The organism is Campylobacter felis (assembly GCF_030250085.1).
GTDB classification, from domain to species: domain Bacteria; phylum Campylobacterota; class Campylobacteria; order Campylobacterales; family Campylobacteraceae; genus Campylobacter_D; species Campylobacter_D upsaliensis.
Genome location: NZ_JANURX010000001.1, coordinates 58,462 through 80,403, shown reverse-complemented (window position 1 = coordinate 80,403; position 21,942 = coordinate 58,462). Strand labels below are relative to the sequence as shown.

22 protein-coding genes are annotated in these 21,942 nt (G+C 34.6%); 16 read left to right on the top strand and 6 right to left on the bottom strand.

Annotation, left to right across the window (positions count from 1 at the left end; genetic code table 11):
- The first annotated feature begins 3 nt into the window (after positions 1-3).
- From NYG92_RS00405 to pssA, 4 genes are read left to right on the top strand one after another with little or no spacing between them, the layout of a single operon-like run.
- Positions 4-849 carry a 50S ribosomal protein L11 methyltransferase gene (locus tag NYG92_RS00405; RefSeq protein WP_270976354.1) on the top strand — a complete coding sequence of 282 codons (846 nt, stop codon included), beginning with the start codon at positions 4-6 and terminating at the stop codon, positions 847-849.
- The gene (ftsH, locus tag NYG92_RS00400; RefSeq protein WP_289233187.1) at positions 836-2,758 is read left to right on the top strand and encodes an ATP-dependent zinc metalloprotease FtsH; all 1,923 of its coding nucleotides are present in this window, start codon (positions 836-838) and stop codon (positions 2,756-2,758) included. Before NYG92_RS00405 ends, ftsH begins: the two co-directional genes overlap by 14 nt.
- On the top strand, positions 2,755-3,369 hold the full coding sequence (locus NYG92_RS00395) for a phosphatidylserine decarboxylase (RefSeq protein ID WP_115633013.1): 615 nt from the start codon (positions 2,755-2,757) through the stop codon (positions 3,367-3,369). Before ftsH ends, NYG92_RS00395 begins: the two co-directional genes overlap by 4 nt.
- Before the next feature lie 9 nt (positions 3,370-3,378).
- Positions 3,379-4,101, top strand: coding sequence for a CDP-diacylglycerol--serine O-phosphatidyltransferase (gene pssA, locus NYG92_RS00390; protein ID WP_270976356.1), 723 nt, complete (start codon positions 3,379-3,381; stop codon positions 4,099-4,101).
- Here pssA and NYG92_RS00385 read toward each other — a convergent pair.
- Positions 4,098-4,895 (bottom strand): ferritin-like domain-containing protein, encoded by a 798-nt coding sequence (locus NYG92_RS00385; RefSeq protein ID WP_270968315.1) that lies wholly within the window; start codon positions 4,893-4,895, stop codon positions 4,098-4,100. The genes pssA and NYG92_RS00385 overlap by 4 nt on opposite strands.
- A gap of 253 nt (positions 4,896-5,148) precedes the next feature.
- Here NYG92_RS00385 and NYG92_RS00380 point away from each other — a divergent pair, with 253 nt between their 5' ends.
- Entirely contained in the window at positions 5,149-5,496 is a 348-nt protein-coding gene (locus tag NYG92_RS00380; RefSeq protein WP_270960040.1) for a methionine-R-sulfoxide reductase, read from the top strand.
- 11 nt (positions 5,497-5,507) lie between these two features.
- Entirely contained in the window at positions 5,508-6,137 is a 630-nt protein-coding gene (locus tag NYG92_RS00375) for a MarC family protein (protein ID WP_270967477.1), read from the top strand.
- Here the strand turns inward: NYG92_RS00375 and NYG92_RS00370 are convergent.
- The 3 genes from NYG92_RS00370 to NYG92_RS00360 are packed head-to-tail and all read right to left on the bottom strand — an operon-like array spanning position 6,112 to position 8,734.
- On the bottom strand, positions 6,112-6,855 hold the full coding sequence (locus NYG92_RS00370; protein ID WP_270968314.1) for a glycosyltransferase family 2 protein: 744 nt from the start codon (positions 6,853-6,855) through the stop codon (positions 6,112-6,114). The two genes, NYG92_RS00375 and NYG92_RS00370, sit on opposite strands and share 26 nt — an antisense overlap.
- Positions 6,852-8,357, bottom strand: coding sequence for a capsular biosynthesis protein (locus tag NYG92_RS00365; protein WP_289233186.1), 1,506 nt, complete (start codon positions 8,355-8,357; stop codon positions 6,852-6,854). Before NYG92_RS00365 ends, NYG92_RS00370 begins: the two co-directional genes overlap by 4 nt.
- Positions 8,348-8,734, bottom strand: a complete 387-nt coding sequence (locus NYG92_RS00360) for an HAD-IIIC family phosphatase (protein ID WP_270976359.1) — start codon at positions 8,732-8,734, stop codon at positions 8,348-8,350. Before NYG92_RS00360 ends, NYG92_RS00365 begins: the two co-directional genes overlap by 10 nt.
- A 100-nt stretch (positions 8,735-8,834) precedes the next feature.
- Between NYG92_RS00360 and hisC the strand changes: the two genes are divergently transcribed.
- The 10 genes from hisC (at position 8,835) to serC (ending at position 19,966) form a co-directional block, all read left to right on the top strand.
- Complete coding sequence (gene hisC / locus NYG92_RS00355) at positions 8,835-9,935, top strand: histidinol-phosphate transaminase (protein WP_289233185.1); 1,101 nt, start codon at positions 8,835-8,837, stop codon at positions 9,933-9,935.
- Between the two features lie 72 nt (positions 9,936-10,007).
- Positions 10,008-11,690, top strand: coding sequence for a flagellar basal-body MS-ring/collar protein FliF (gene fliF, locus NYG92_RS00350; protein WP_289233282.1), 1,683 nt, complete (start codon positions 10,008-10,010; stop codon positions 11,688-11,690).
- The gene (gene fliG / locus NYG92_RS00345) at positions 11,690-12,718 is read left to right on the top strand and encodes a flagellar motor switch protein FliG (protein ID WP_289233184.1); all 1,029 of its coding nucleotides are present in this window, start codon (positions 11,690-11,692) and stop codon (positions 12,716-12,718) included. The genes fliF and fliG overlap by 1 nt, the downstream gene beginning before the upstream one ends.
- A gap of 9 nt (positions 12,719-12,727) precedes the next feature.
- On the top strand, positions 12,728-13,543 hold the full coding sequence (gene fliH / locus NYG92_RS00340) for a flagellar assembly protein FliH (protein WP_270976361.1): 816 nt from the start codon (positions 12,728-12,730) through the stop codon (positions 13,541-13,543).
- Entirely contained in the window at positions 13,533-15,371 is a 1,839-nt protein-coding gene (dxs, locus tag NYG92_RS00335; RefSeq protein WP_289233281.1) for a 1-deoxy-D-xylulose-5-phosphate synthase, read from the top strand. Before fliH ends, dxs begins: the two co-directional genes overlap by 11 nt.
- A gap of 81 nt (positions 15,372-15,452) precedes the next feature.
- The gene (gene perR / locus NYG92_RS00330; protein WP_004277556.1) at positions 15,453-15,863 is read left to right on the top strand and encodes a peroxide-responsive transcriptional repressor PerR; all 411 of its coding nucleotides are present in this window, start codon (positions 15,453-15,455) and stop codon (positions 15,861-15,863) included.
- A gap of 47 nt (positions 15,864-15,910) precedes the next feature.
- Entirely contained in the window at positions 15,911-17,008 is a 1,098-nt protein-coding gene (locus NYG92_RS00325) for a hypothetical protein (protein WP_289233183.1), read from the top strand.
- A 5-nt stretch (positions 17,009-17,013) separates the two neighbouring features.
- Positions 17,014-17,727 carry a bifunctional demethylmenaquinone methyltransferase/2-methoxy-6-polyprenyl-1,4-benzoquinol methylase UbiE gene (gene ubiE, locus NYG92_RS00320; protein WP_270965826.1) on the top strand — a complete coding sequence of 238 codons (714 nt, stop codon included), beginning with the start codon at positions 17,014-17,016 and terminating at the stop codon, positions 17,725-17,727.
- Positions 17,717-18,880 carry an exodeoxyribonuclease VII large subunit gene (gene xseA, locus NYG92_RS00315; protein ID WP_289233182.1) on the top strand — a complete coding sequence of 388 codons (1,164 nt, stop codon included), beginning with the start codon at positions 17,717-17,719 and terminating at the stop codon, positions 18,878-18,880. Before ubiE ends, xseA begins: the two co-directional genes overlap by 11 nt.
- 12 nt (positions 18,881-18,892) lie before the next feature.
- Positions 18,893-19,966 carry a phosphoserine transaminase gene (serC, locus tag NYG92_RS00310; protein WP_289233181.1) on the top strand — a complete coding sequence of 358 codons (1,074 nt, stop codon included), beginning with the start codon at positions 18,893-18,895 and terminating at the stop codon, positions 19,964-19,966.
- 27 nt (positions 19,967-19,993) lie between these two features.
- Here serC and NYG92_RS00305 read toward each other — a convergent pair whose 3' ends face one another.
- On the bottom strand, positions 19,994-20,980 hold the full coding sequence (locus NYG92_RS00305) for a beta-ketoacyl-ACP synthase III (protein WP_270976366.1): 987 nt from the start codon (positions 20,978-20,980) through the stop codon (positions 19,994-19,996).
- Complete coding sequence (plsX, locus tag NYG92_RS00300) at positions 20,961-21,941, bottom strand: phosphate acyltransferase PlsX (RefSeq protein WP_270976367.1); 981 nt, start codon at positions 21,939-21,941, stop codon at positions 20,961-20,963. The genes NYG92_RS00305 and plsX overlap by 20 nt, the downstream gene beginning before the upstream one ends.
- Position 21,942: the final 1 nt, after the last annotated feature.

Sequence of the window (21,942 nt, the reverse complement as noted above, 5' to 3'; positions counted from 1 at the left end):
AAGATGGAAAAATTTTACTACGAGTTGTTTTTTAAGATAGATGAGCCTTATAAGGATTTAGTGCTTGACTTTGTTTTTGATTTGGGAGTTGAGGCGGTAGAAGAAAAAGATAAAGGCTTTTATATACGCTCAAGCGAAGAGTTAGACGAGATAGCTTGGGCTTTAGAACTTTTTTGCGAAAAGCTTTCGCATTTAAAAAATCATTCTTTGAATTTTGATTTTGCTCTTGAAAAAAGAGAAAATAAAGACTGGATAGAAGAATATAAAAAGGGCATTGAGCCTATTTTGATTGATCAAATTTATATCCATACTACTTGGCAAAAGGCTAAAAAAGGTTTTTTAAACATACAAATTAATCCTGCTCTAGCCTTTGGTTCTGGACATCACGAAAGCACCCATTCTTGCATAGAGCTTTTGCAAAAATTTGCGAAAAAGGATATGAAAGCTTTAGATTTAGGGTGCGGAAGCGGAATTTTGGCTATTATCTTGGCTAAATTCGGTTTAAGAGTTGATATTTGTGATACAGATGAGTTAGCCTTAAAAAGTGCTTTAAATAATGCAAAGCTTAACAATGTGAGCTTTTGTAATGCTTGGCAAGGCTCCTTAGATAAGGCTAAAGAAAAATATGATTTCATTGTAGCAAATATTATAGCTGATGTTATTTTAATTTTGGAAAAGGACATGAAAAATTGTTTAGAGGAAAATGCTATACTTATTTTATCTGGGATTTTAGACAAATATGAAGCTAGAATTAAGGATAAATTTAAAGATTTAAGCCTCATTTGTGAGCTTAGAAAAAATGAATGGCTAAGCTTAGTTTATAAAAAGGAAAAAAATGAACGAAAATAATAAAAATAATAATACTCCGCAAAATAATAATTTTTTTAACAAAAATCCCATCTTTGTTTTTGCTATCTTTGCGATAGTTATGGTTGTCGTATTTAAAAGTTTTTTTGATGGAGGAACTAGTTCTTTTGGTGGGAATTTAAGCGGTAGTGAGGTAAGTAAAAATGTGCCTTATTCCGAGCTTAAAAAGCTGATTGAGAGCGGTCAAATTAGTCAAGTTAGTATAGGGCAGAGCACTATTAAAGCTGTTTCTAGTGCAAATAATACCATTTACAATGCAAAAAAGGTCAATGACGCCGAATTGGTCAAATTGCTCGATAGTAAAAATATTGCTTATGGAGCTTATTCTGAAACAAATTGGTTTACAGATATGATTTTTTCTTGGGTTTTGCCTGTTTTTATCTTTTTTGCGATTTGGATGTTTTTAGCTTCTAGAATGCAAAAGAATATGGGAAGTTCAATTTTAGGTATAGGGAGTTCAAAAAAGCTTGTTAATTCTGAAAAGCCTAAGGTTAAATTTGCCGATGTGGCTGGGGTTGAGGAAGCTAAAGAGGAGGTTAAGGAAATAGTAGATTTTCTCAAATATCCTGAGCGTTATATTAAGCTTGGAGCAAAAATTCCAAAAGGACTTTTACTTGTGGGACCTCCCGGAACGGGTAAGACGCTTTTAGCTAAGGCTGTAGCAGGTGAGGCTGATGTGCCGTTTTTTAGCGTTTCTGGCTCTTCTTTTATAGAAATGTTTGTTGGAGTGGGTGCTTCTAGGGTAAGAGATTTGTTTGAAAATGCAAAAAAAGAAGCACCTGCCATAGTTTTCATCGATGAAATTGATGCCATAGGAAAAAGTCGTGCGGCAAATGGCTTAATGGGCGGTAATGATGAAAGAGAACAAACGCTTAATCAACTCTTAGCAGAAATGGACGGCTTTGGCACAGAAAGCTCTCCTGTTATTGTCCTAGCAGCGACTAATCGCCCTGAAGTTTTAGATGCGGCTTTACTTAGACCGGGTCGTTTTGATAGGCAAGTTTTAGTAGATAAGCCTGATTTTAAGGGGCGTTGTGAAATATTAAAAGTGCATATGAAAGATGTGAAAATTTCACCTAAGGTCAAAGTCGAAGAGGTGGGAAGACTTACGGCTGGTTTGGCTGGGGCTGATTTGGCAAATATTATTAACGAAGCAGCTCTTTTAGCAGGACGCGATGGGAAAAAATTTGTTGAGCAAGATGATTTGGTTGAGGCAGTGGAAAGGGCTATTGCGGGACTTGAGAAAAAATCACGCCGCATTAATGATAAGGAGAAAAAAATCGTAACTTACCACGAATGCGGACACGCCCTTATTGCAGAAACGACAAAGGGTGCAAAAAGAGTGAGTAAGGTTTCAGTCATCCCTAGGGGTTTGGCGGCACTTGGTTATACGCTTAATACTCCTGAAGAAAACAAATTCCTTATGCAAAGACACGAATTAATTGCTGAAGTCGATGTGCTTTTGGGTGGGCGCGCCGCTGAAGAGGTTTTCATAGGCGAAATTTCCACAGGTGCTAGCAATGACTTAGAAAGAGCGACCGATATCATTAAAGCTATGATTTCTATGTATGGTATGAGTGAAATTGCTGGACTTATGGTGCTTGAAAAGCAAAGAAATACCTTTTTAACAGGCGGTCAAAGCATTAAGGACTATTCGGAAAAAATGGCAGAATCTTTAGATGACTATGTGAAAAAGACTTTAGACGAGCGTTATGCTGATGTGAAGCAAACGCTAAATATCTACAAAGGTGCTATTGAAACTATGGTGAGTGCTTTGTATGAGGAGGAGACCATAGAGGGTGCTAAGGTGCGTGAGATTATTAAAGAATTTGAAGAGCAAAATGCCCTACCGACACGCTTGCAGATAGAAGAAAAAAAAGAAGAGCAATGAGTCGTTTTGTAGCAAGGGAAGGTTGGGTAATTATTTTTATTACCTTACTTTCATTATTATTGCTTTGGGCATTTTGGCATTTTTCTTTTATCATTTTTTTGTTTCTTTTGGCACTTTTATTTTTATTTAGGGCTTCGAAACTAAATTTAGTATGTGTTGATGAAAAAGCTATTTTAGCACCGATTGACGGGAGAATTACGCGTATTGAAAATGTATATTATGAAGATTTTGGTGAGTGCTTAGAAATCAATATTAAAAATGCTTTCTATCATTGTGGAAATTTAAATACGCCGATAAAAATGCGACTTGAAAAACTAACCTTAAGGCATGGACTTTTTTTATGCAGTGAGCTTGAGGTCGCTAAAAAGATGAATGAAAGAATGATAATCCGTGCTTTTGCAGGAGATAAAAATATTATAATGCGAATTTGTGCGGGTTCTTTGGATAGAAAATTAAAACTTATAAATAATCCACATCATCTAAATGCGGGTGATAAAATGGGCTTTTTACTCAATGGTTCTGTAAGCTTACTTTTGCCAAAAGATACAAGAGTGCATGTAGGCTTAAATGATGAGATTAAAGCAGGTTCGCTTCTTGCTTATCTTTCCTAAGGTTTAAAAATGAATCATAAACCCCAACTCATTTACATCTTGCCTAATCTTTTCACTGCCGCTTCGGCTTTTTTGGGTGTTATTTCGATTATTTCTTCGATACATGGCGATTTTTATAAGGCTTTGATTTATATTATTTTATCTTTACTTTTCGATGGGCTTGACGGACGCATAGCAAGACTTACCAATACAACTTCTAAATTTGGAGTAGAGTTTGATTCTTTAGCTGATTTGGTGGCGTTTGGAGTCGCCCCTGCTGTGCTTTTTTATACGAGTATAGGGGTTTATTATGGCAAATTTGGCTCTTTGGTTGCGGCGTTTTTTGTCGTTTTTGGAGCAATTAGATTGGCGCGTTTTAATGTAACCACAGGCACTTATGAGCCTTCCGTTTTTATAGGACTTCCCATACCAACGGCAGCGATTGTAAGTGCGATTTATACTTATACTTATTTAAGTTATGATTTTTTGAAGGCTTATGGGCTTTTATTTGTGATTTTGCAAGCGATTTTGGGAATTTTAATGGTAAGTAATATACGCTACCCAAGCTTTAAAAAGCTTAATTTCAACCGCTCCAGCGTTTTAAAAGTGCTAGTTTTCTTAATGATACTTTTTTCTTTTTTATATCTGTATCCTTTAGAAAGCTTGGTAATTTTGGCTAGTTTATATGTGATGTATGGAATTTTACGCTTTTTTTTGACCTTTTTTGGAGTGAGAAAGAAAACTAAAGGCTAGGAGTAAAAATCTTTAAGTTCTTCAAGCTCTTGTTTGCTAAAACCAGCTTTAAGTCTTGCTTCATCATTGAGCTTTTTACCAGCTAGGTTAAATTCCTTAAATTGCCTACAAAGACTTAAATAATCATCTCTCTCATCTTTAGCAAAATTCCACCAAAAATCGCCTTTTTTAACATGTATAATTTCTTCTTCTAAAATGATTTGTAAAATTTCTTCCAAAAAGGGCTTAATGCTATGATTTGAATTTTGAATTTTTTTAAGGACAAAAGGATTTGCGTCAAGTCCCTTAGCCTCAAGACCTCTATGCACCACGCCCATTCTATATTTGAGTGAATTTTTAGTCGCTTTTAAAGCATCTTCTAAATTCTCGTGAGCTTCAAAAGAGCCATATTCAAAGTTAAGTTCCTCTAAAGCCCTATTTAAAAGTTTAAAATGCCTCATTTCATCTTTTGCGACTTCAAGCCAGTCTTTATAAAATTTCAAGGGTAAATTTTTAAAACGATAGCTCGCGTCTAAAGCCAAATTAATAGCGCTAAATTCTATATGTGCGATCGAGTGGATAATCTTTGCTAAAGCCTGTGTGCTATTTGTGCTTTTGGGGCGGCGTATGCGAGTGGGATGTAAAATTTTGATTTTTTCATAAGTATTATTTTGAAAAATAGCAAAATGTTCGTGATTAAAGATCAAATTTTCTTTTTGAAATTCTTCGTAAAAATTATCAAAAAGTTCAAATTTAAGCTTTAAATTTTTTTCATATAAAATTTTTTCTAATTCACTAAAAAATTCTTTTTTCATCTTCGCTTCTTTTTAAAATCTTTTTTTCATAGATAAGTTTAGCCCTAATTTCGTTAAAAAAGGCTTTGAGAAAGATATTTTCTGCTTAAAATAGATAAATTTGGCTTTACATTTATTTGTTGAAATTATTTTAATGACGAGTTTAAATGAATAAAAAGATTAGTAAAATACTCAAAATATCGTAAAAAAAAAAGAAAGTTATTTTTATATTTGTGCTAGAATTTATCCTTGAAATTTTTGCAAAGGATAAATAATGCTAAGTGAAGAAGAAAAAAGAATTATCATAGACAAAGGAACGGAAGCGCCTTTTAGTGGAGAGTATAATGATTTTTTTGAAGAGGGCGTGTATCTTTGTAAGCAATGTGGAGCAAAACTTTATGAATCTACGCATAAATTTAAGTCGCATTGTGGTTGGCCTAGTTTTGATGATGAGATTAATGGTGCTATTAAAAAAGAACCTGATAAAGATGGAGTTAGAACTGAAATTTTGTGTGCGAATTGCAATGCACATTTGGGACATATTTTCAAAAATGAGGGTTTTACGCCTAAAAATGTGAGGCATTGTGTCAATTCTTTATCGCTGAAATTTGTGAAAAAATGATGTTTGCGAATATAGAAAACGAATTTTACCTTATGTTTTTCGCGGCCATTACTATACTTGCTGTACTAAATCCTTTTGGAAATTTGACGCAGTTTTTGGCTATGAGTGAGGGTTTGCCCCTCAAACTTAGAAAAAAGCTTTTTGCGACTATACTCTATACTGCTTTTATTATTGTCTTAGTTTTTTTGTTTTCAGGCTCTTTTTTTATGAGTTATGTTTTTCGTGTGGATTTGAACGATTTGCGAATTGCTGGGGGTTTGATACTTATTATAATGGCAGTTAAAAATTTACTTTTTTCGACTAAATTGGCAACGCAGGATTTCTCACATTATCAAGAATTTGACGAAAAAGAGCTTTTAAGACGCAGTCTTATCCCTATGGCTTTTCCTATGCTAGTGGGTCCGGGGACTTTGGCTAGTGTAGTTGTAATCGCTGAAGATGGCGGAATTAAAGTTGCTTTGGGTGCTGTTTTGATGGCTTTTTTATTTATGGCGATTTTATTTTATTATGCGGCGACAATTGAAAAAATCGTAGGAAAGCTTATCTTGCATGTATTTTCACGCATTGCTCAAGTTTTCATCGTGGCTATGGGCGTTAAAATGATGATAGTTGGGATTAAAGGAATTTTTGGTTTAAGTTAAATTTTTTTAAATTCTCATACTCGCTTGGAGTCCCGCAAAATAAAATTTGATTTAAATCGATTAATTCATATCTTATATCGGCATTTTGGGAAATTAAAGCATTATACATAGGAGCGATGTAAAATTCGCCCTTTTCAAGTTTATTTTTTTCTTGCATTGTCTTAAAAATGCTTAAAAATTCTTCACTTTTTCTAAAATAATAAAGCCCACTACTACACAATGATGAAATGCGTTCTTTTTCTGCTGTTTTAGCGACTTTGCAAAGTTTTTCATCGCTAGTTTTTACGAAGCTCCACTGCTCTCCCTCACCCTTAAAAACCTCCAAATAGCCATCAATCTTATCTAAATCAAAATTTTGTGGGAGGCGAAAATTGGGGCGTAGGGTGTCGATATTAAAAATCAAAATATTATCTTTAATGCTCATTTTTTCAAGTCCAAGTGCGACTGTATGTGCCTGTCCTAGTGTGGGGCTATCAAGCTTTAGGCTTTGATAATTTTTAAGATTAAGTTTTTGACACTCTTGTTTGATAAATTCTTTTGTATGATGAATATCTCTATAAATGAATAAAAAATGACTTGTCTTAAAATACGCCCTAAAGCCTTCTAAAACCCACGAAAACACGCTTCTTTCTTCTAAATTTAGCATATATTTAGGTAGGGTATAACCCATCTTACTAAAGCGTGAGCTAAGCCCAGCCATAGGAAAAATAATAGTCACCTTTCTTCCTTTAATAAATCATAAATTCGATAAGCGTTTGCTAAGAAAGCATTTTGCCTTTTTGCGTCATCATTGTGAAGTGGTAACATTGACAAAAAAAGATGTAAAGTAAGCGTCATAAGGGCTTTGTCGATCTTAAAAATTTCTTTGAAAGTATTTTGAATCGCTATAATATTCTCATTAATTTCAAGCTTAAAACTAAGATTATAATCTTTTAATTCACATTCATAAAAGCCAGCTATTATAAAATCATAAAGCCCTAAAACAGAGTGGGTTAGCTTGGCTAAATCGTAATTTTTATCTCCAAAAATGCTGATTTTCCCATCAAAATCCAATCCTCTTGGATCATAGGTTTTAATTAAGCTGCCTCTAAAATCATACATTATATTAGAAAAGCAAAAATCGCCGTGTATGAGGCTAAATTCTTTTATGCTTGGCAAAAATTCGCTAGTTTGCTTGATAAGTTCATTAAGAGAGGGCTGTGGGGTGTGATTTAGAATAAAGGGCTTATTAAGGTCTATATTTCTTTGCTTGGCAAATTCTTTAAGTCTTGATAAAGTTTTTTCTTGATAATTAAAATTGAGTTTATCTTCACTCTTAAAAGTGTCGCAAATGTTTAAAAAATCCTTAATAGAGAGAAAAATTTTTCTCCAAATAAAATCAGGCAAAGACCCAAATACAAAAAGCTCACTCAAGGTATTATGATAAAGATATTCTAAAGCATAGCCACTTTTTTGTGTGAAATATTTTGGCGTGTAGATTAAAAGTGTGGAGGGTAAATTTTCAAACCACGCCTTTTCAGCTTTTATTTTTTCAGTCCAAGAAGAATTTTTAATGATGTAATTTTGTGAAATTTGCATCTCATTAAAGCTTCTTTGTGTAGATATGATTTTTTTGGAGTGAAAATAATTTGTCATTAAGCCAAAATCAAGCCAAGTTTCATTTTCAATTGCCCACATTATTTTTTCTTTAGAATAGCTTTTTACACTTTTTACAAAATCATAATGATTTGCAACTAAGTGTTTGGCTAATGTCCTCGCATCGCTAAAACAAAAAGCACCGGTGAGGATTTTACTCTCCCTCTCCCTCTCATTTACAATGTTAAATTCCTTGTCTAAATAAGCCCACTCATAATTTTCCCTAACAGCACTTACGCATAAGCTATCTTCTTTTAAATCTAAATTTGAAAAGAAGGTATCGCCGTGGAGTATGCTTAAATTTCCATTAATATTTAAAGCGTTTATGCAATACAAAATGGACTCTCCAAGGCTTAAATTTGGCTCGACAAAAATAAGCTTAATGTTTAATTTTTCAAGTTTTTCTAGATCGCAGCGATTGACTTTAAAATTGTTTGGTAAAGATAATGCGACTTTTTCTTTTGATAATTTTGCTTGATATTCGTAAAGTCTTTTATTTCCAAGTGGCAAAAAAGACGGCACTATCTTGCCAAATTCAAGGGTAAAGTCCGCAGAAGAATACTTAGCCGAAGTGATTAAGAGCATTGTGAACTTTCTTTTGCGAGGAGCTTTTGAATTTCTTCATAGCTTAAAGTTACAAATTCACTCGGTCTAATAGCCCTATCATCGACATAAAAGCCCTCATCTCCACACCAAGCTTTACCGACAATAAGCTCATCAAAAGGCACTTGATGCTTGTGAAGCCATTGTAAAATTTTAGGATAAGTGTGCGTTTTGATCTTTTCAATATCATTATTAAAGCTTCGCATAGAACGACTGGTGAAAATGGTGATTTTAAAGCCCATTTTTTGATACTCTTTTAATTGTTTTATGAGGGCTAAATTTGGCTTCTTCTTTTCATAGGGGACATTTTCCTCTTCTATGGTGAGTGTGCCATCAAGATCTATGATGAGATTTTTCACAATTTTCCTTAAAATTTAAATGAGTTTGATTATAACTTAAGCTTGTAAATCAAAGCTTAAGTAAGAATTGACTAAGATAATAAGCTTTAAAGGAGAAAATATGCAATTTAACGAAATTTTAAATCAGCTTAAAACTTACGAGCCGGGTAAGGATATAGAATTAATCGCCAAAGAATACGGCGTGAAAGAAGTGATAAAACTAGCGAGTAATGAAAATCCGCTTGGAGTTTCTCAAAAAGCTTTAAATGCCATTATCCAAAACGCTTCAAAGGCACATTTATATCCTGATGATAGTATGAGCGAATTAAGAAACGCATTAGCTTTAAAATTTGGACTCAAAATGCAAAATGTCATTATAGGAGCGGGAAGCGACCAGATTATCGAGCTTGCTACGCATGCTAAATTAAACCACCAAAATGCCTTTTTACAATGTGGCGTAAGCTTTGCTATGTATGAAATTTATGCCAAGCAAGTGGGAGCTAAAGCCTATAAAACAAAAAGTATAACACACGATTTAAACGCACTTAAAAGCCTTTATGAAGAGTATAAAAGCGAGATAAAAATTCTTTATCTTTGCCTACCAAATAACCCTTTGGGCGAGTGTTTAGACGCCTTTAGTGTGGAGGAATTTTTAAAGGATATTGATGAAGATTGTTTGGTTGTTATTGATGCAGCTTATAATGAATTTGCAAGTTTTAAAGATATGGAAAAGCGCATCGACCCTGCCAAATTAATCAAAAGCTTCCCCAATGTTCTTTATCTTGGCACTTTTTCAAAGCTTTATGGGCTTGGGGGTTTGCGTGTGGGCTATGGTATGGCAGATGAAGAGCTTATCAATGCCTTGTATAAATTAAGAGCGCCTTTTAATGTCAATATCTTAGCCCTAAAAGCTGCTACTGCCGCACTTGATGATGAAGAATTTGTCAAAAATAGCCTAGAAAATAATTTTTCCCAAATGCAAGAATTTGAAAAATTTGCAAGAGAAAATCAGCTTGATTTTATTCCTTCTTACACAAATTTCATTACCTATTTTTTTGAGGAAAAAAATAGCAGTGATTTGAGTGAAAAATTACTTAAAAAGGGTATAATTGTGAGAGATTTAAGAAGCTATGGTTTAAATGCTATACGCATTAGCATAGGTAAGCCTTATGAAAACACACGCTTTTTTGAGGAATTTGAAAGCATTTTAAAGAAAAATTAAATTTTATTTTGATTAAAAAATAATTAATTTTTTGATTATAAAATAATGGCAAATTAAGGTATGAGAGAGTCTATGGATTTTAAAAATATGTTGCTGCAAATTGGACAGCTGTATCAAAATTTAACGCGAAAACAGCGTATTGTTATAGCCGCTTCCATTGTTGTTGTTGTGGGATTTTTGGTTTTTTTAGCTCTTTTTCGTAATGGTCCAGCAGGGTCAAATGGCTATGTTCCTTTAATAGAAAATGCGAATCCAAGCACAGCAGGAGCTATTGTTACAAGACTTGAGCAAAATGGAGTTCCTTATCGTTTAGAAAATGAAAGCACCATTTTAGTCCCTCAAGATCAAGTTAATCGTCAAAAAATGTTTATTGCCAGTGAGGGCTTGATAAAGGATAATCGCGTTGGTTTTGAGGTTTTTGATAAGCAAATTTTTGGTGCGACAAGTGCGGAGGAAAAGGTTAGAGCCCAAAGAGCTTTACAGGGAGAAATTGCAAGGATTATAGAAACCTTAGAGCCGATTCGCAGTGCTTCAGTTATCTTAGCCTTACCTAAAGAAAGTGTTTTTACAGAAAGACAAATTCCTCCAACGGCTTCAGTTACTATTAATATTAAAGACGGCTTTAGACTCACAAGAAAGCAAATTGATGGAGTTAAAAATATAGTCGCCGCTTCTGTGCCAAGACTCACTAAAGAGAATGTCAAAATTAGCGATCAAAATGGCAATACTTTAGACGAGCAGCAGTTAGAATCTGGCGAGGTTTTGGCTATGCAAATTCGCTACAAAAGAGATAGTGAAAGAGAGCTTGAAGAGAAAATCATCAACTCTCTTGCACCCTTTGCAGGAGGACGCGATAAGCTCCAAGTTAGCGTTAATATAGAATACGATTTTTCTAAACAAGAATCAAAAAGCGAAATTTATGATCCCAATACGGTTGTTAGAAGTGAGCAAACGCTCAATGAAGAAAAAACAGGCAAAAAAGATCCAGAAATTCAAGGCGTTCCGGGTGCTGTTTCTAATATAGGTCCTGTTGAGGGCTTGGCAAATAATGGCGTAATAGACTCTTATAAGAAAAATCAAGTTACAACAAATAACGAAATTTCGAAAACCATTACAAATACACAAAAATCTTTCGGTGTGCCTTTACGCATTTCAGCTGCTGTTACTATTGATGGCAAATATGAAGATGTTGTCGATGAAAATGGCGAGGTTAAAAGCGAATATGTGCCTTTGCCACAAGCTCAACTTAATGGAGTTGAAAGTATTGTTAGAAACACGATTAATTTCAATGCGGCAAGGGGCGATAGTGTGGTGGTGCAGAATTTACCCTTTTATCGGGAGACGGTTAAGGTTGAAAGCAGGGTTAAGACCTTCTACCAGCGTTTTGTGGAGCCCTTTATTCCGCCTGTTAAATACATCATCGCGGCGATTTTGCTCTTCATTTTTTACAAAAAGGTTATCGCGCCCTTTATGCAAAAGATGCTTGAAGATATGTCCGCGCAAGAAGAGGCGCAGCAAATCCCACTCTCTGCTTTGGACGATGCGGAGGATGCACTGGAAAAATTCAACGCGGCTAGGAAAAAGGTCGAGGATCAGCTTGGCTTTGGGGATGGTTTCAATGAGGATGCGATACAATACGATGTCTTGCTTGAGAAGTTGCGCGCTTTGGTGAGCGATAAGAGCGAGGAGATAGCCGCCCTCTTGCAAAATCTCGTGGAAAATGATACTGATTTCAACGACAATAAGGATATATAATGATAAAGCTCAGTGAAGAACAAAAGATGATTTATGATGATTTATCGATGCCTGAAAAGGTGGCGATCTTTCTCATCCAGCTGGGTGAGGATGCGACAACTTCAGTATTTTCCCATATGGAGATCGATGTCATCACGGAAATTTCGCGCTACATTGCCATGGCAAAACAAGTCGATCGCTCTGTGGCCACGGCTGTTTTGGAGGAATTTTACACCCTGCTCCAATCCAATCAATACATCAAAAGCGGGGGTCTTGAGTATGCTAAAGAGATACTTTTCCGCACCTTTGGACCAGAAATCGCTAATAAAATTTTAGAAAAACTTACAAAAAGTATGGAAAATAATCAAAATTTCGCCTACTTAGCGCAAATCAAGCCGCAGCAATTAGCCGATTTTATTACCAAAGAACACCCACAAACCATAGCCCTCATTTTGGCACATATGGATAGTATCCAAGCGGCGGAGACTTTGGAGTATTTTAGTGATGAATTAAGAGCTGAAGTTGTGATAAGAATGGCAAATTTGGGCGATATTTCTCCAAGTATTATCAAAAGAGTTTCTGCTGTGCTTGAAAGTAAGCTTGAAAGTCTTACATCTTATAAGGTCGAAGTGGGTGGTCCTAGGGCTGTGGCAGAAGTGCTTAACCGCTTAGGTCAAAAGGCGTCTAAATCGACCATTACTTATATCGAGCAAAGTGATGAGCGCTTGGCAGAGACGATTAAGGAGCTTATGTTCACCTTTGATGATATTCAAAAGCTTAGCACTCCGGCCATACGCGAAATTCTCAAGGTCGCCGATAAGCGTGATTTAATGGTAGGTTTAAAGGGTGCAAGTGAGGAGCTGAAGCAAAAATTCCTCTCAAACATGTCCACCCGTGCCAGCGAGGCTTTTTTGGAGGAGATGGGCTTTTTGGGTGCTGTGAGGGTGAAGGATGTCGAGGAGGCACAAAGAAAGGTCGTAGAAGTAGTGCAAAAACTAGCAGAGCAGGGTTTGGTGCAAACAGGCGATGCTGATGAGATGATAGAATAGGCTAAAAGTATGATTAACCGTAGTAATGTAATTTCTAATGAAACTTCAAAACAACATGTCATTGAGGGCTATCGCTTTAAGGTCATTTCCGAATTTACAAGTGAGCAAGAAAAAGCCCAAAATGAGCAAACACACCACAAAATTCCAATGCCTCAAGCACCCATAAAAGAGGATAAAATCGAAGAGCCAAAAGAAGACAAAGCTGAAGAACAAGGAGTGGCTTTTCAACCTAGTTTTGTGGAGGATTTGCTTAAAAAAACGGACGAAATGTCTAATAATATCATCAAGCTTCAAATGCAAATTGAAAGTCAAGAAAATGAATTTAATAACCGCCTTGCAAGTGAGCTTGAAAATGCTAAAGAAAAATACACAAAAGAGGGTTTTGAAGAAGCAAAAAATGAATTTGAAAAAGAGCTTAATGCCCTAAAAGATAAGTATTTAAAAAGCATTTCTAAGCTTGAGGAAGCTTGTGCGAATTTAGATGATTTTGTGATTAAAAATGAAAAAGAATTAGCCGATACAGCTGTGGATATTGCCAAAGAAGTGATTTTAAAAGAGCTTGAGGAGGATTCTAGAAAAATCGCTTATGCTTTGGCTAAGGACTTAATGGAAGAGCTTAAGGGTGCTAGTGAGCTTGAATTAAGAGTTAATGCGGAGGATTTTGAATATTTAAAAGAGCATTTTAATCAGGATAGTCATATTAAGGTGAGTTTAGATGATGCTATTAGCAAAGGAAGCGTTGTGATTTTAAGCAATGCAGGTAACATAGAGTCTAATCTTAACTCACGCTTAAATAAAATCAAAAAAATGATTCATAATGACTAAGTTGGCTCATACAAATTTAGAATTGTGTGCTTTAAGTGAAGAAGAGCTTAAAACGCTTGCTGATAATTTAAGACGAAAAATCATAGAGGTTGTAAGTCAAAACGGAGGACATTTAAGCTCAAATTTGGGCGTTGTCGAGCTTAGTATAGCGATGCATTATGTGTTTGATAGCACAAAAGATCCTTTCATTTTCGATGTTTCCCATCAATCTTACGCACATAAGCTTTTAAGCGGAAGGGAAGAGCGTTTTCATACGCTAAGAACCTTTGGGGGTCTAAGTGGCTATACGAAAGATGAGGAGGGGGATTATTTTATCGCCGGACATTCTAGCACTTCCATTTCTTTAGCTATAGGAGCTTGTAAGGCTATAAGACTTAAAAAGGAGGAGAGAACGCCTGTGGTTTTAATAGGCGATGGGGCGTTGAGTGCGGGTATGGTTTATGAGGCTTTAAATGAATTAGGAGATAGAAAATATCCTTGTGTTATTATTTTAAATGACAATGAAATGAGTATTTCCAAGCCCATAGGTGCGATTTCAAAATACCTCTCCCAAGCGATGGCAACGCAGTTTTATCAAAAATTTAAAAAACGCGTAGAAAAAATGCTAGATTTCTTGCCAGATAGTGCGACTTATATGGCGAAGCGTTTTGAGGAGGGCTTTAAGCTTATCACGCCTGGGCTTTTATTTGAGGAGCTTGGGCTTGAATATATTGGTCCTGTTGATGGGCATAATATTAATGAAATGATTAACGCTTTAAAGCAGGCTAAAATGATGCAAAAGCCTTGCATTATCCACGCCCAAACCATAAAGGGTAAGGGCTATATGCTAGCTGAGGGTAAGCACGCAAAATGGCACGGCGTAGGCGCTTTTGATATTCATAGTGGTGAAAGTCTCAAAAAATCAAATTCTAAGTCTAGTGCGACAGAAATTTTTACTCAAAATTTGCTTCATTTAGCGCAAAAATATGAAAATATAGTCGGCGTTACAGCAGCTATGCCTAGTGGGACGGGACTTGATCTTTTGATAGAGGCTTATCCTGAGCGTTTTTGGGATGTCGCCATAGCAGAGCAGCACGCCGTTACCTCAATGGCAGCTATGGCAAAAGAGGGTTTTAAGCCTTTTATAGCGATTTACAGCACCTTTTTGCAGCGTGCTTATGATCAAGTTATTCACGATTGTGCAATTATGAATTTAAATGTCGTTTTTGCTATGGATAGAGCTGGTATTGTAGGCGAAGATGGTGAGACGCATCAGGGTGTTTTTGATGTGAGTTTTTTAAGTGCTGTGCCAAATTTAACTCTTATAGCACCAAGAGATTCTAAAATGATGGAAAAATGTATGGAGTATGCGTATTTTCATCAAGGTCCTTTAGCCTTTCGTTATCCGCGTGGCAGTTTTATTTTGGAGGAAGAATTTGCTCCGTGCAAACTTTCTTTAGCCAAGTCTCAATGGCTTATTAAAAATACGAGCGAAGTGGCGTTTTTAGGCTTTGGGCAGGGTGTTGGTAAGGCGTGGAAAGTTTTGCAAAATTTGGGAAATGATTTTGCAAATTTGATCGATTTGATTTTTATTAAGCCTTTAGATGAGCTTTTGCTAAAAGAATTGGCTAGTCAAACTAAAATATGGTTTGTTTTTAGCGAAAATGTTAAAATCGGCGGAGTGGCAAGTTTGCTTAGGGAATTTGTGGATCGATATGACTTAAATGTGAAAGTTGTGAGCTTTGAGTATGAAGATGCGTTTATAACGCATGGAAATTTAAATGAAGTTGAAGTAAGTTTGGGTTTAGATGTAAAAAAATTAAGTCAAAAAATACTTGATATTATTTAATAAAAAATATTTTTTGATATAAACATTTTTTAAATAAATTTTTTATATGATTTCGCTTGAAACTAAATTTAAGGTGAGATTATGGAATTGTTGCAAATGCTTAAAAAATATGATTTAAAAGCAACTCCGCAAAGACTTTGTGTGCTAAAAATTTTAAAAAGGCACGAACATCCTAATATCGATGAGCTTTATGCTGAGATTAAACGAGAATATCCTTCCATTTCTTTAGCGACTGTGTATAAAAATATTAACACGCTTCAAAGTCAAGGTTTAGTTGTAGAAATTAACATCGCAAATCAAAAATCCTGCTATGACATTTATGAAAAAGAGCATATTCACATTATTTGCAATGGGTGTGGAAGTATCGAGGATAAAAATTTTGATGAAATAGAATTAAACGAATATCAAGAAAAGCTTGAAAAAAAGATTTCAAATTTAATTGAGCATTTGTCTGTTTGTGCTTATGTGAAAAATTGCAAAAAATGTCAATAAATATTAAACTTAAGAGGCTACAATAAGCGTTTTAACAGGGGCTTGTTGTGAATAATTTATTTCAAAGAATTTTTTTACTCCACTCTTTTGATTTAAACGCGAGGCAAATGCCAAAAGGCGTATCCATAACGACTTTTTACACAAAAATTTCTTCTAAAGAAACTTTAAAATTTCAAAGTGTCGATGAGAGATACTTTTTATTAAGAAATAATTTGAGAGAGGAAATTTCTAAAAAAGATTTTGAAAAGGCAAAAAAGAAAGCTATACTTGGAACGCTTTCTAAAAAAAGTTACGAATTTTTAGAAGGAGATAGAAAATGCCTTTTTCAAATTTATAAAGAAGAAAGACTCTTTGTTTTAAAGGTTTTATTTAAAAGCGAAGAAGAGGCTCGTCAATTCAAACCTGATGAAAAAATAAGGCTTTTAAGGGAGCTTGATGGGAAATTTAATTCTAAAAATTTAATACTTTATAAGTATAAAAATGCTTTTTTTGACCTCCACACTTGCTTTAACATTATAGAAAAAAATCAAAATTTTACACTTAATTTTCCTCAATCTTTATATGCAAATGATGGTTTTAGAGTGCTTTTATTTTATTTACTTTATAGTTTTAAAAGTCAAGCGAAAAAAGGAAATAATGAGGTAAAATTGCATTTTTGCATTTTGAAAATTTGTGTCTTTTTAAAAAATGCAATAGAGCTTTTTGATGATAAAATGGCACAAAAATTGCTAAAGGGATTTGAAAAATTAGAAGAAAAACTTAGGCAAAATTTAAATAAGCGCTTTAATATTAGACCTTATAGGAATTTATTGAATGATTTTGAATTATTTTTAAGAGAGGGAGAATTTTATAAAAGTGCAAAGGAAGAAGTTTTTTTAAAAGTTTTTGTAGCACGAATTTTACGCTTAAAATTGATAGAATTTAAGAGATTTTATGAAAATTTTTCTTATGAGGAATTTAGGCTAAAATGCCTAGAAATTCGCATTTTTCTCGAGCATTTTTCCTTTCTCTTTAGGGAGAAAAATTTGCAAAAATTACAAAATTTTTTCAATGAGGATATTTTTATTCAATTTATTAAAAAAAGAGAAAAAATTTTAAAGCTAATTCAAAAAACAAATAAGCATTTAAAAATTTATAAAGGATAAAAACTATGCAAAAACAAGAAAAAATTATAGAAATGTTTAATCAAATCGCCCCAACTTATGATAAAGCAAATCGCATTTTGAGTTTTGGTGTAGATGTAAGTTGGCGTAAAAAAGCGTGCAAGAGGGTTTTAGAGCTATGTGAAGAAAATACTTTAGATATAGTCGATGTGGCTTGTGGCACGGGAGATATGATAGAAATTTGGCAAGAAAGTGTGCAAAAAGCCCGTAAAAATATAAAGCATATACGAGGCATAGACCCAAGCTCACAAATGCTAAGGGAGGCGAGAAAGAAATTTAAAAATGTTGAATTTATCGAAGCTGGAGCACAGGATCTACCTTTGGAAAGCGAGAGTGTGGATATTTTAAGCATTAGTTATGGAATTCGTAATGTAGTTGAAAGACAAAGGGCTTTGGGTGAATTTGCTAGAGTGTTAAAAAGGGGTGGCATTTTACTCGTTTTGGAATTTACTAAAAGAGAGCAGGGTGGTTTTGTGGCGTTTTTTAGGGATTTTTATCTTAAAAATATTTTGCCAAGTTTAGGAGGCTTTATTAGTAAAAATAAAGAAGCTTACGCTTATTTGCCAAATTCTATTGAAGAATTTTTAAGCAAGGAGGAATTTAGCACAGAACTTCAAAGCGTAGGCTTTAAAAATGTAGATTTTAAAAGCTTTAGCTTTGGAGTAAGCTCCATGTTTATAGCGAGAAAAAATGACCGTTAGTGAGCTAAATTTAAGTGCTAAAGCTTTATTAGAATCGCATTTTGACAACATATTTGTGAGTGGAGAGCTTTCTAAAATCACAATGCACAGCTCCGGACATTGGTATTTTGAATTAAAAGATCAGTATTCAAGCATAGCTTGCGTGATGTTTAAGGGGAATAATTTTAAGCTTGATTTTGAGCCAAAAAATGGTGATTTTTTAGAACTTGAGGGAAATTTAAGCTTATATACTGAAAGTGGGCGTTATCAATTTATCGCTAAGAGTATGAAAAAAGAAGGTTTTGGAGATTTAGAAGCGCGTTTTTTGGCACTTAAGGAAAGTTTGCAAAAGCAGGGTTTATTTGATGAAATTCATAAAAAAAATCTTCCAAAATTTCCTTTAAAGATTGGAATTATTGCCTCTTTTACTTCAGCCGCTTTAGAGGATATGCTTAAAATCATCACCCAAAAGGCTTATTTTTTAGCAAAAATTTATGTTTTTAATGCCCTTACGCAAGGACAAAATGCTCCATTTTCTTTAATAAAAGCTTTAAAAAAAGCTGATGCAATAGGGCTTGATGTTTTGATTATGGCAAGAGGGGGAGGGAGTAGGGAGGATTTATTTTGCTTTAATGATGAGGTTTTAGCAAGAGAAATTTTTGCCGCTAAAACGCCTATAATTTCAGCCATAGGACACGAGATTGATTATGTGATTAGTGATTTTGTGGCGGATTTAAGAGCGCCTACTCCAAGTGCTGCCATTAACATCTTGCTACCTTCAAAAGAGGATTTGGAGCAAAAACTTGATTTTATAGAGGATAAATTAAAAACAAGCTTTATGATAATTTGTAAAAATTTAGAAAATAAACTTTCAAATTTAGAAAAAATTTTCAAAGCAAATTCCTTACCTTTGATGATAGAGCAGAAAATAAAACATTTAGAAAGCCTTAAAAAACAATTGGATTTATTAATTAAAAATAAAATCCAAATCAGTTTTTTAGAATTTGAAAAGCTAAAAAATGCCTACTTGCAACACGAAAATTTCTTTGAAAAAAGCAAACATCTAGTTTCGCTTAGAAAAAATGGTAAAATAGTGCGTTTAGAAGAGTTAAAAAGTGGCGATACCCTACTTCTTAGCTCACAAAATGTAGAAAAAGAAGCTAAAATTTTATGATGAGGAGAAAATATGAGAAAGATTAATTTTAGTGCAGGTCCTTCAACTCTACCATTAAAACTTTTAAAAGAGGCGCAAGAAGAGCTTTGTGATTATAAGGGTTTGGGTTATTCTATTATGGAGATTAGCCATAGGACGAAAATTTTTGAGGAAGTGCATTTTGGTGCTATGCAAAAGGCTAAAGAGCTTTATGGTTTAAATGATGAGTATGAGGTGCTATTTTTGCAGGGGGGAGCTAGTTTGCAATTTGCTATGATACCGATGAATTTGGCTATGGGAGGGGTTTGTGAATATGCCAATACAGGCGTTTGGACTAAAAAGGCGATTAAAGAAGCACAAATTCTTGGAGTCAATGTCAAGGTCGTAGCTAGTAGTGAAGAGGAAAAATTTTCCTATATTCCTAAGGTAGAATTTAGCGATAAGGCTGATTATGCTTATGTATGCTCAAATAATACAATTTATGGCACTCAGTATCATCATTATCCTAAGTCTAAATCGCCTTTAATTGTCGATGCTTCGAGTGATTTTTTCTCTAGGAAGGTGGATTTTAGCAATATTGCTCTTTTTTATGGTGGTGTGCAAAAAAATGCTGGAATTTCAGGGCTTTCTTGTCTTTTTATACGCAAAGATATGCTTGAAAGAAGTGAAGAGAAAAATATCCCAAGTATGTTAAAATACGCTATCCACGCAGAAAATAATTCTCTCTTTAACACTCCCGCAACCTTTGCAATTTATATGTTTAATCTTGAAATGGAGTGGCTTTTAAAGTTGGGTGGTTTAGATGCAATTCATCAAAAAAATATGCAAAAAGCACATCTTTTATATGAAATGATAGATCAAAGTGAGGGCTTTTATAAAGGACATGCCAAAAAAGAAGATAGATCTTTAATGAATGTAAGTTTTAATATAGTAAAGAATGAGCTTGAAAGTGTCTTCGTTAAAGAGGCTGAGGACGCTGGTATGATAGGACTTAAAGGACATAGAATTTTGGGTGGAATTCGTGCGAGTATTTATAATGCTATAACTTTAGAACAAGTAAAAATTCTATGTGAATTTATGAAGGAATTTCGTCATAAATATGCTTAGTAGTTTAAGAAAGTCTTTTCGACTTTCTTAAAAATTTTCTCCTCCAAAATGAAGCAAAGCTGACCCCCAAGTAAAACCACCACCAAAAGCATCAAGCAAGATTAAAGAGCCTTTTTTTAGGCGTTTTTCTTCATAGGCATCATTCATCGCCATAGGTATGGAGGCAGCGGAAGTATTGCCATATTTTTGCACGGTAATGATACATTTTTCATCTTCTAAGCCGAGCTTTTCTTGCACAGCTTTGATAATTCTAAGATTTGCTTGGTGTGGGATAAATAAGTCAATTTGTGATGAGTGTATATGATTTTTTTCTAAAAGTTCTACAACATCGTTACTTAGGATTTGCACGGCTATTTTAAAAACTTCATTGCCTTTCATTTTCATTGCCAAAGGAGAGCAAATTTCCACACTTTTAGAACGCTCTGTCATAAGTAAATCGCCATAAGTTCCGTTGCTTGCTGTATGCACATCAATGATGGGATTTTCTTTATCAAGGCTGATGATCCCAGCTCCAGCTCCATCGCCAAAGAGAATGCAAATGCTTCTATCTTTATAGTCCATTATGGAACTTGCTTTTTCTGCACCTATGATGAGGATATTTTTTTTAGCACCACTTTCAACCAAGCTTTTAGCAAGTTCTAAAAGATAGATAAAGCCCGAGCAAGCTGCGGATATATCAAAGGCTGTGATATTATAAAGCCCTAAATTTGCGGCGATTTTGCAGGCTGTTGAGGGCATAGTGAAATAATCGGGACTTAAAGTCGCTACAAGAATTGCATCAATATCGCTTGGTTTTAAATTTGCTCTCTCTATGGCTTTTATGGCTGCTTTTGTGCCTAAATCGCTGGTATTTTCATCACTTTCCGCTATTCTTCTCTCTTTAATACCTGTGCGACGCATTATCCACTCATCGCTTGTATCAACCATTTTTTCAAGATCTTTATTATTAAGAATTTGTTTGGGTACATAAGATGCTATGCTTTTAAGAGAGGCTTTAAAATTTGGAGAGTTCATTTTCTATAGCTTTATTAATGTTAGCTTCACTAAAATGAAGTGCTTGAAAAATAGCATTTTGAATAGCTCTTGCATCGCTTTTTCCATGGCTGATAATCACGCAACCTTTTACGCCAAGTAAGGGTGCGCCGCCGTATTCTTGCCAGTCAATTTTCTTTTTAAGACGCATAAAAGATGGCTTCATTAGCACTGCTCCCAATTTGGATATTAAGTTTGTTTTAATATCTTCCTTTAGGATTTTAAAAATCGCTCCAGCCACACCCTCGCAGGATTTTAAAATGACATTACCACTAAAACCATCGCAAACTAAAACATCGACATTTGCATTAAAAATATCACGCCCTTCAGCGTTACCAATGAAATTTGGAAGTTTTTTCATTAATTGGTGGGTTTCTTTGGTAAGTTCATTGCCCTTACACTCTTCTTCTCCGTTTGAAAGTAGGGCAATTCTTGGTTTTGCAATTTGCATAATTTCTTTTGCATAAACCCCACCCATAATGGCAAATTGAAATAAATTTTCACTTTTACAATCTGTATTTGCACCTACATCTAAAAGTAGGGTTGTTCCAGTAATATTTGGCATTAATGTTGCTATTGCTGGTCTTAAAACATTTTGTAATCTTCCAAGTCTAAGTGTTGCCAGAGACATACTAGCTCCACTATGTCCAGCTGAAACTACGGCTTGAGCTTTGCCATTTTTGACAAGTTCGATAGCCTTATATATGCTTGTATCTTTGCGTTTTAAGGCATCGGTGGCATTTTCTTCCATAGAAAAAACCTCCTCAGCTTCTTCGTATTGCACAAAATATTCCAAATTTTTTGGAATAAGCGGTTTTAAAACTTCACTTTTGCCCACTAAGATGGCGTTAAAAGGTTTGATATTTAAAGCCTTAATAACACCTTCTACAATAGGTTTTTCACCGAAGTCGCCTCCCATTGCATCAATGGCAATGCTTATCATA

Coding starts and splice junctions, on each gene's coding strand:
- NYG92_RS00405 (WP_270976354.1), top strand. CDS start 4: ATGGAAAAATTTTACTACGAGTTGTTTTTTAAGATAGATGAGCCTTAT.
- ftsH (WP_289233187.1), top strand. CDS start 836: ATGAACGAAAATAATAAAAATAATAATACTCCGCAAAATAATAATTTT.
- NYG92_RS00395 (WP_115633013.1), top strand. CDS start 2,755: ATGAGTCGTTTTGTAGCAAGGGAAGGTTGGGTAATTATTTTTATTACC.
- pssA (WP_270976356.1), top strand. CDS start 3,379: ATGAATCATAAACCCCAACTCATTTACATCTTGCCTAATCTTTTCACT.
- NYG92_RS00385 (WP_270968315.1), bottom strand. CDS start 4,895: ATGAAAAAAGAATTTTTTAGTGAATTAGAAAAAATTTTATATGAAAAA.
- NYG92_RS00380 (WP_270960040.1), top strand. CDS start 5,149: ATGCTAAGTGAAGAAGAAAAAAGAATTATCATAGACAAAGGAACGGAA.
- NYG92_RS00365 (WP_289233186.1), bottom strand. CDS start 8,357: ATGCTCTTAATCACTTCGGCTAAGTATTCTTCTGCGGACTTTACCCTT.
- hisC (WP_289233185.1), top strand. CDS start 8,835: ATGCAATTTAACGAAATTTTAAATCAGCTTAAAACTTACGAGCCGGGT.
- fliF (WP_289233282.1), top strand. CDS start 10,008: ATGGATTTTAAAAATATGTTGCTGCAAATTGGACAGCTGTATCAAAAT.
- fliG (WP_289233184.1), top strand. CDS start 11,690: ATGATAAAGCTCAGTGAAGAACAAAAGATGATTTATGATGATTTATCG.
- fliH (WP_270976361.1), top strand. CDS start 12,728: ATGATTAACCGTAGTAATGTAATTTCTAATGAAACTTCAAAACAACAT.
- perR (WP_004277556.1), top strand. CDS start 15,453: ATGGAATTGTTGCAAATGCTTAAAAAATATGATTTAAAAGCAACTCCG.
- ubiE (WP_270965826.1), top strand. CDS start 17,014: ATGCAAAAACAAGAAAAAATTATAGAAATGTTTAATCAAATCGCCCCA.
- xseA (WP_289233182.1), top strand. CDS start 17,717: ATGACCGTTAGTGAGCTAAATTTAAGTGCTAAAGCTTTATTAGAATCG.
- serC (WP_289233181.1), top strand. CDS start 18,893: ATGAGAAAGATTAATTTTAGTGCAGGTCCTTCAACTCTACCATTAAAA.
- NYG92_RS00305 (WP_270976366.1), bottom strand. CDS start 20,980: ATGAACTCTCCAAATTTTAAAGCCTCTCTTAAAAGCATAGCATCTTAT.
- plsX (WP_270976367.1), bottom strand. CDS start 21,941: ATGATAAGCATTGCCATTGATGCAATGGGAGGCGACTTCGGTGAAAAA.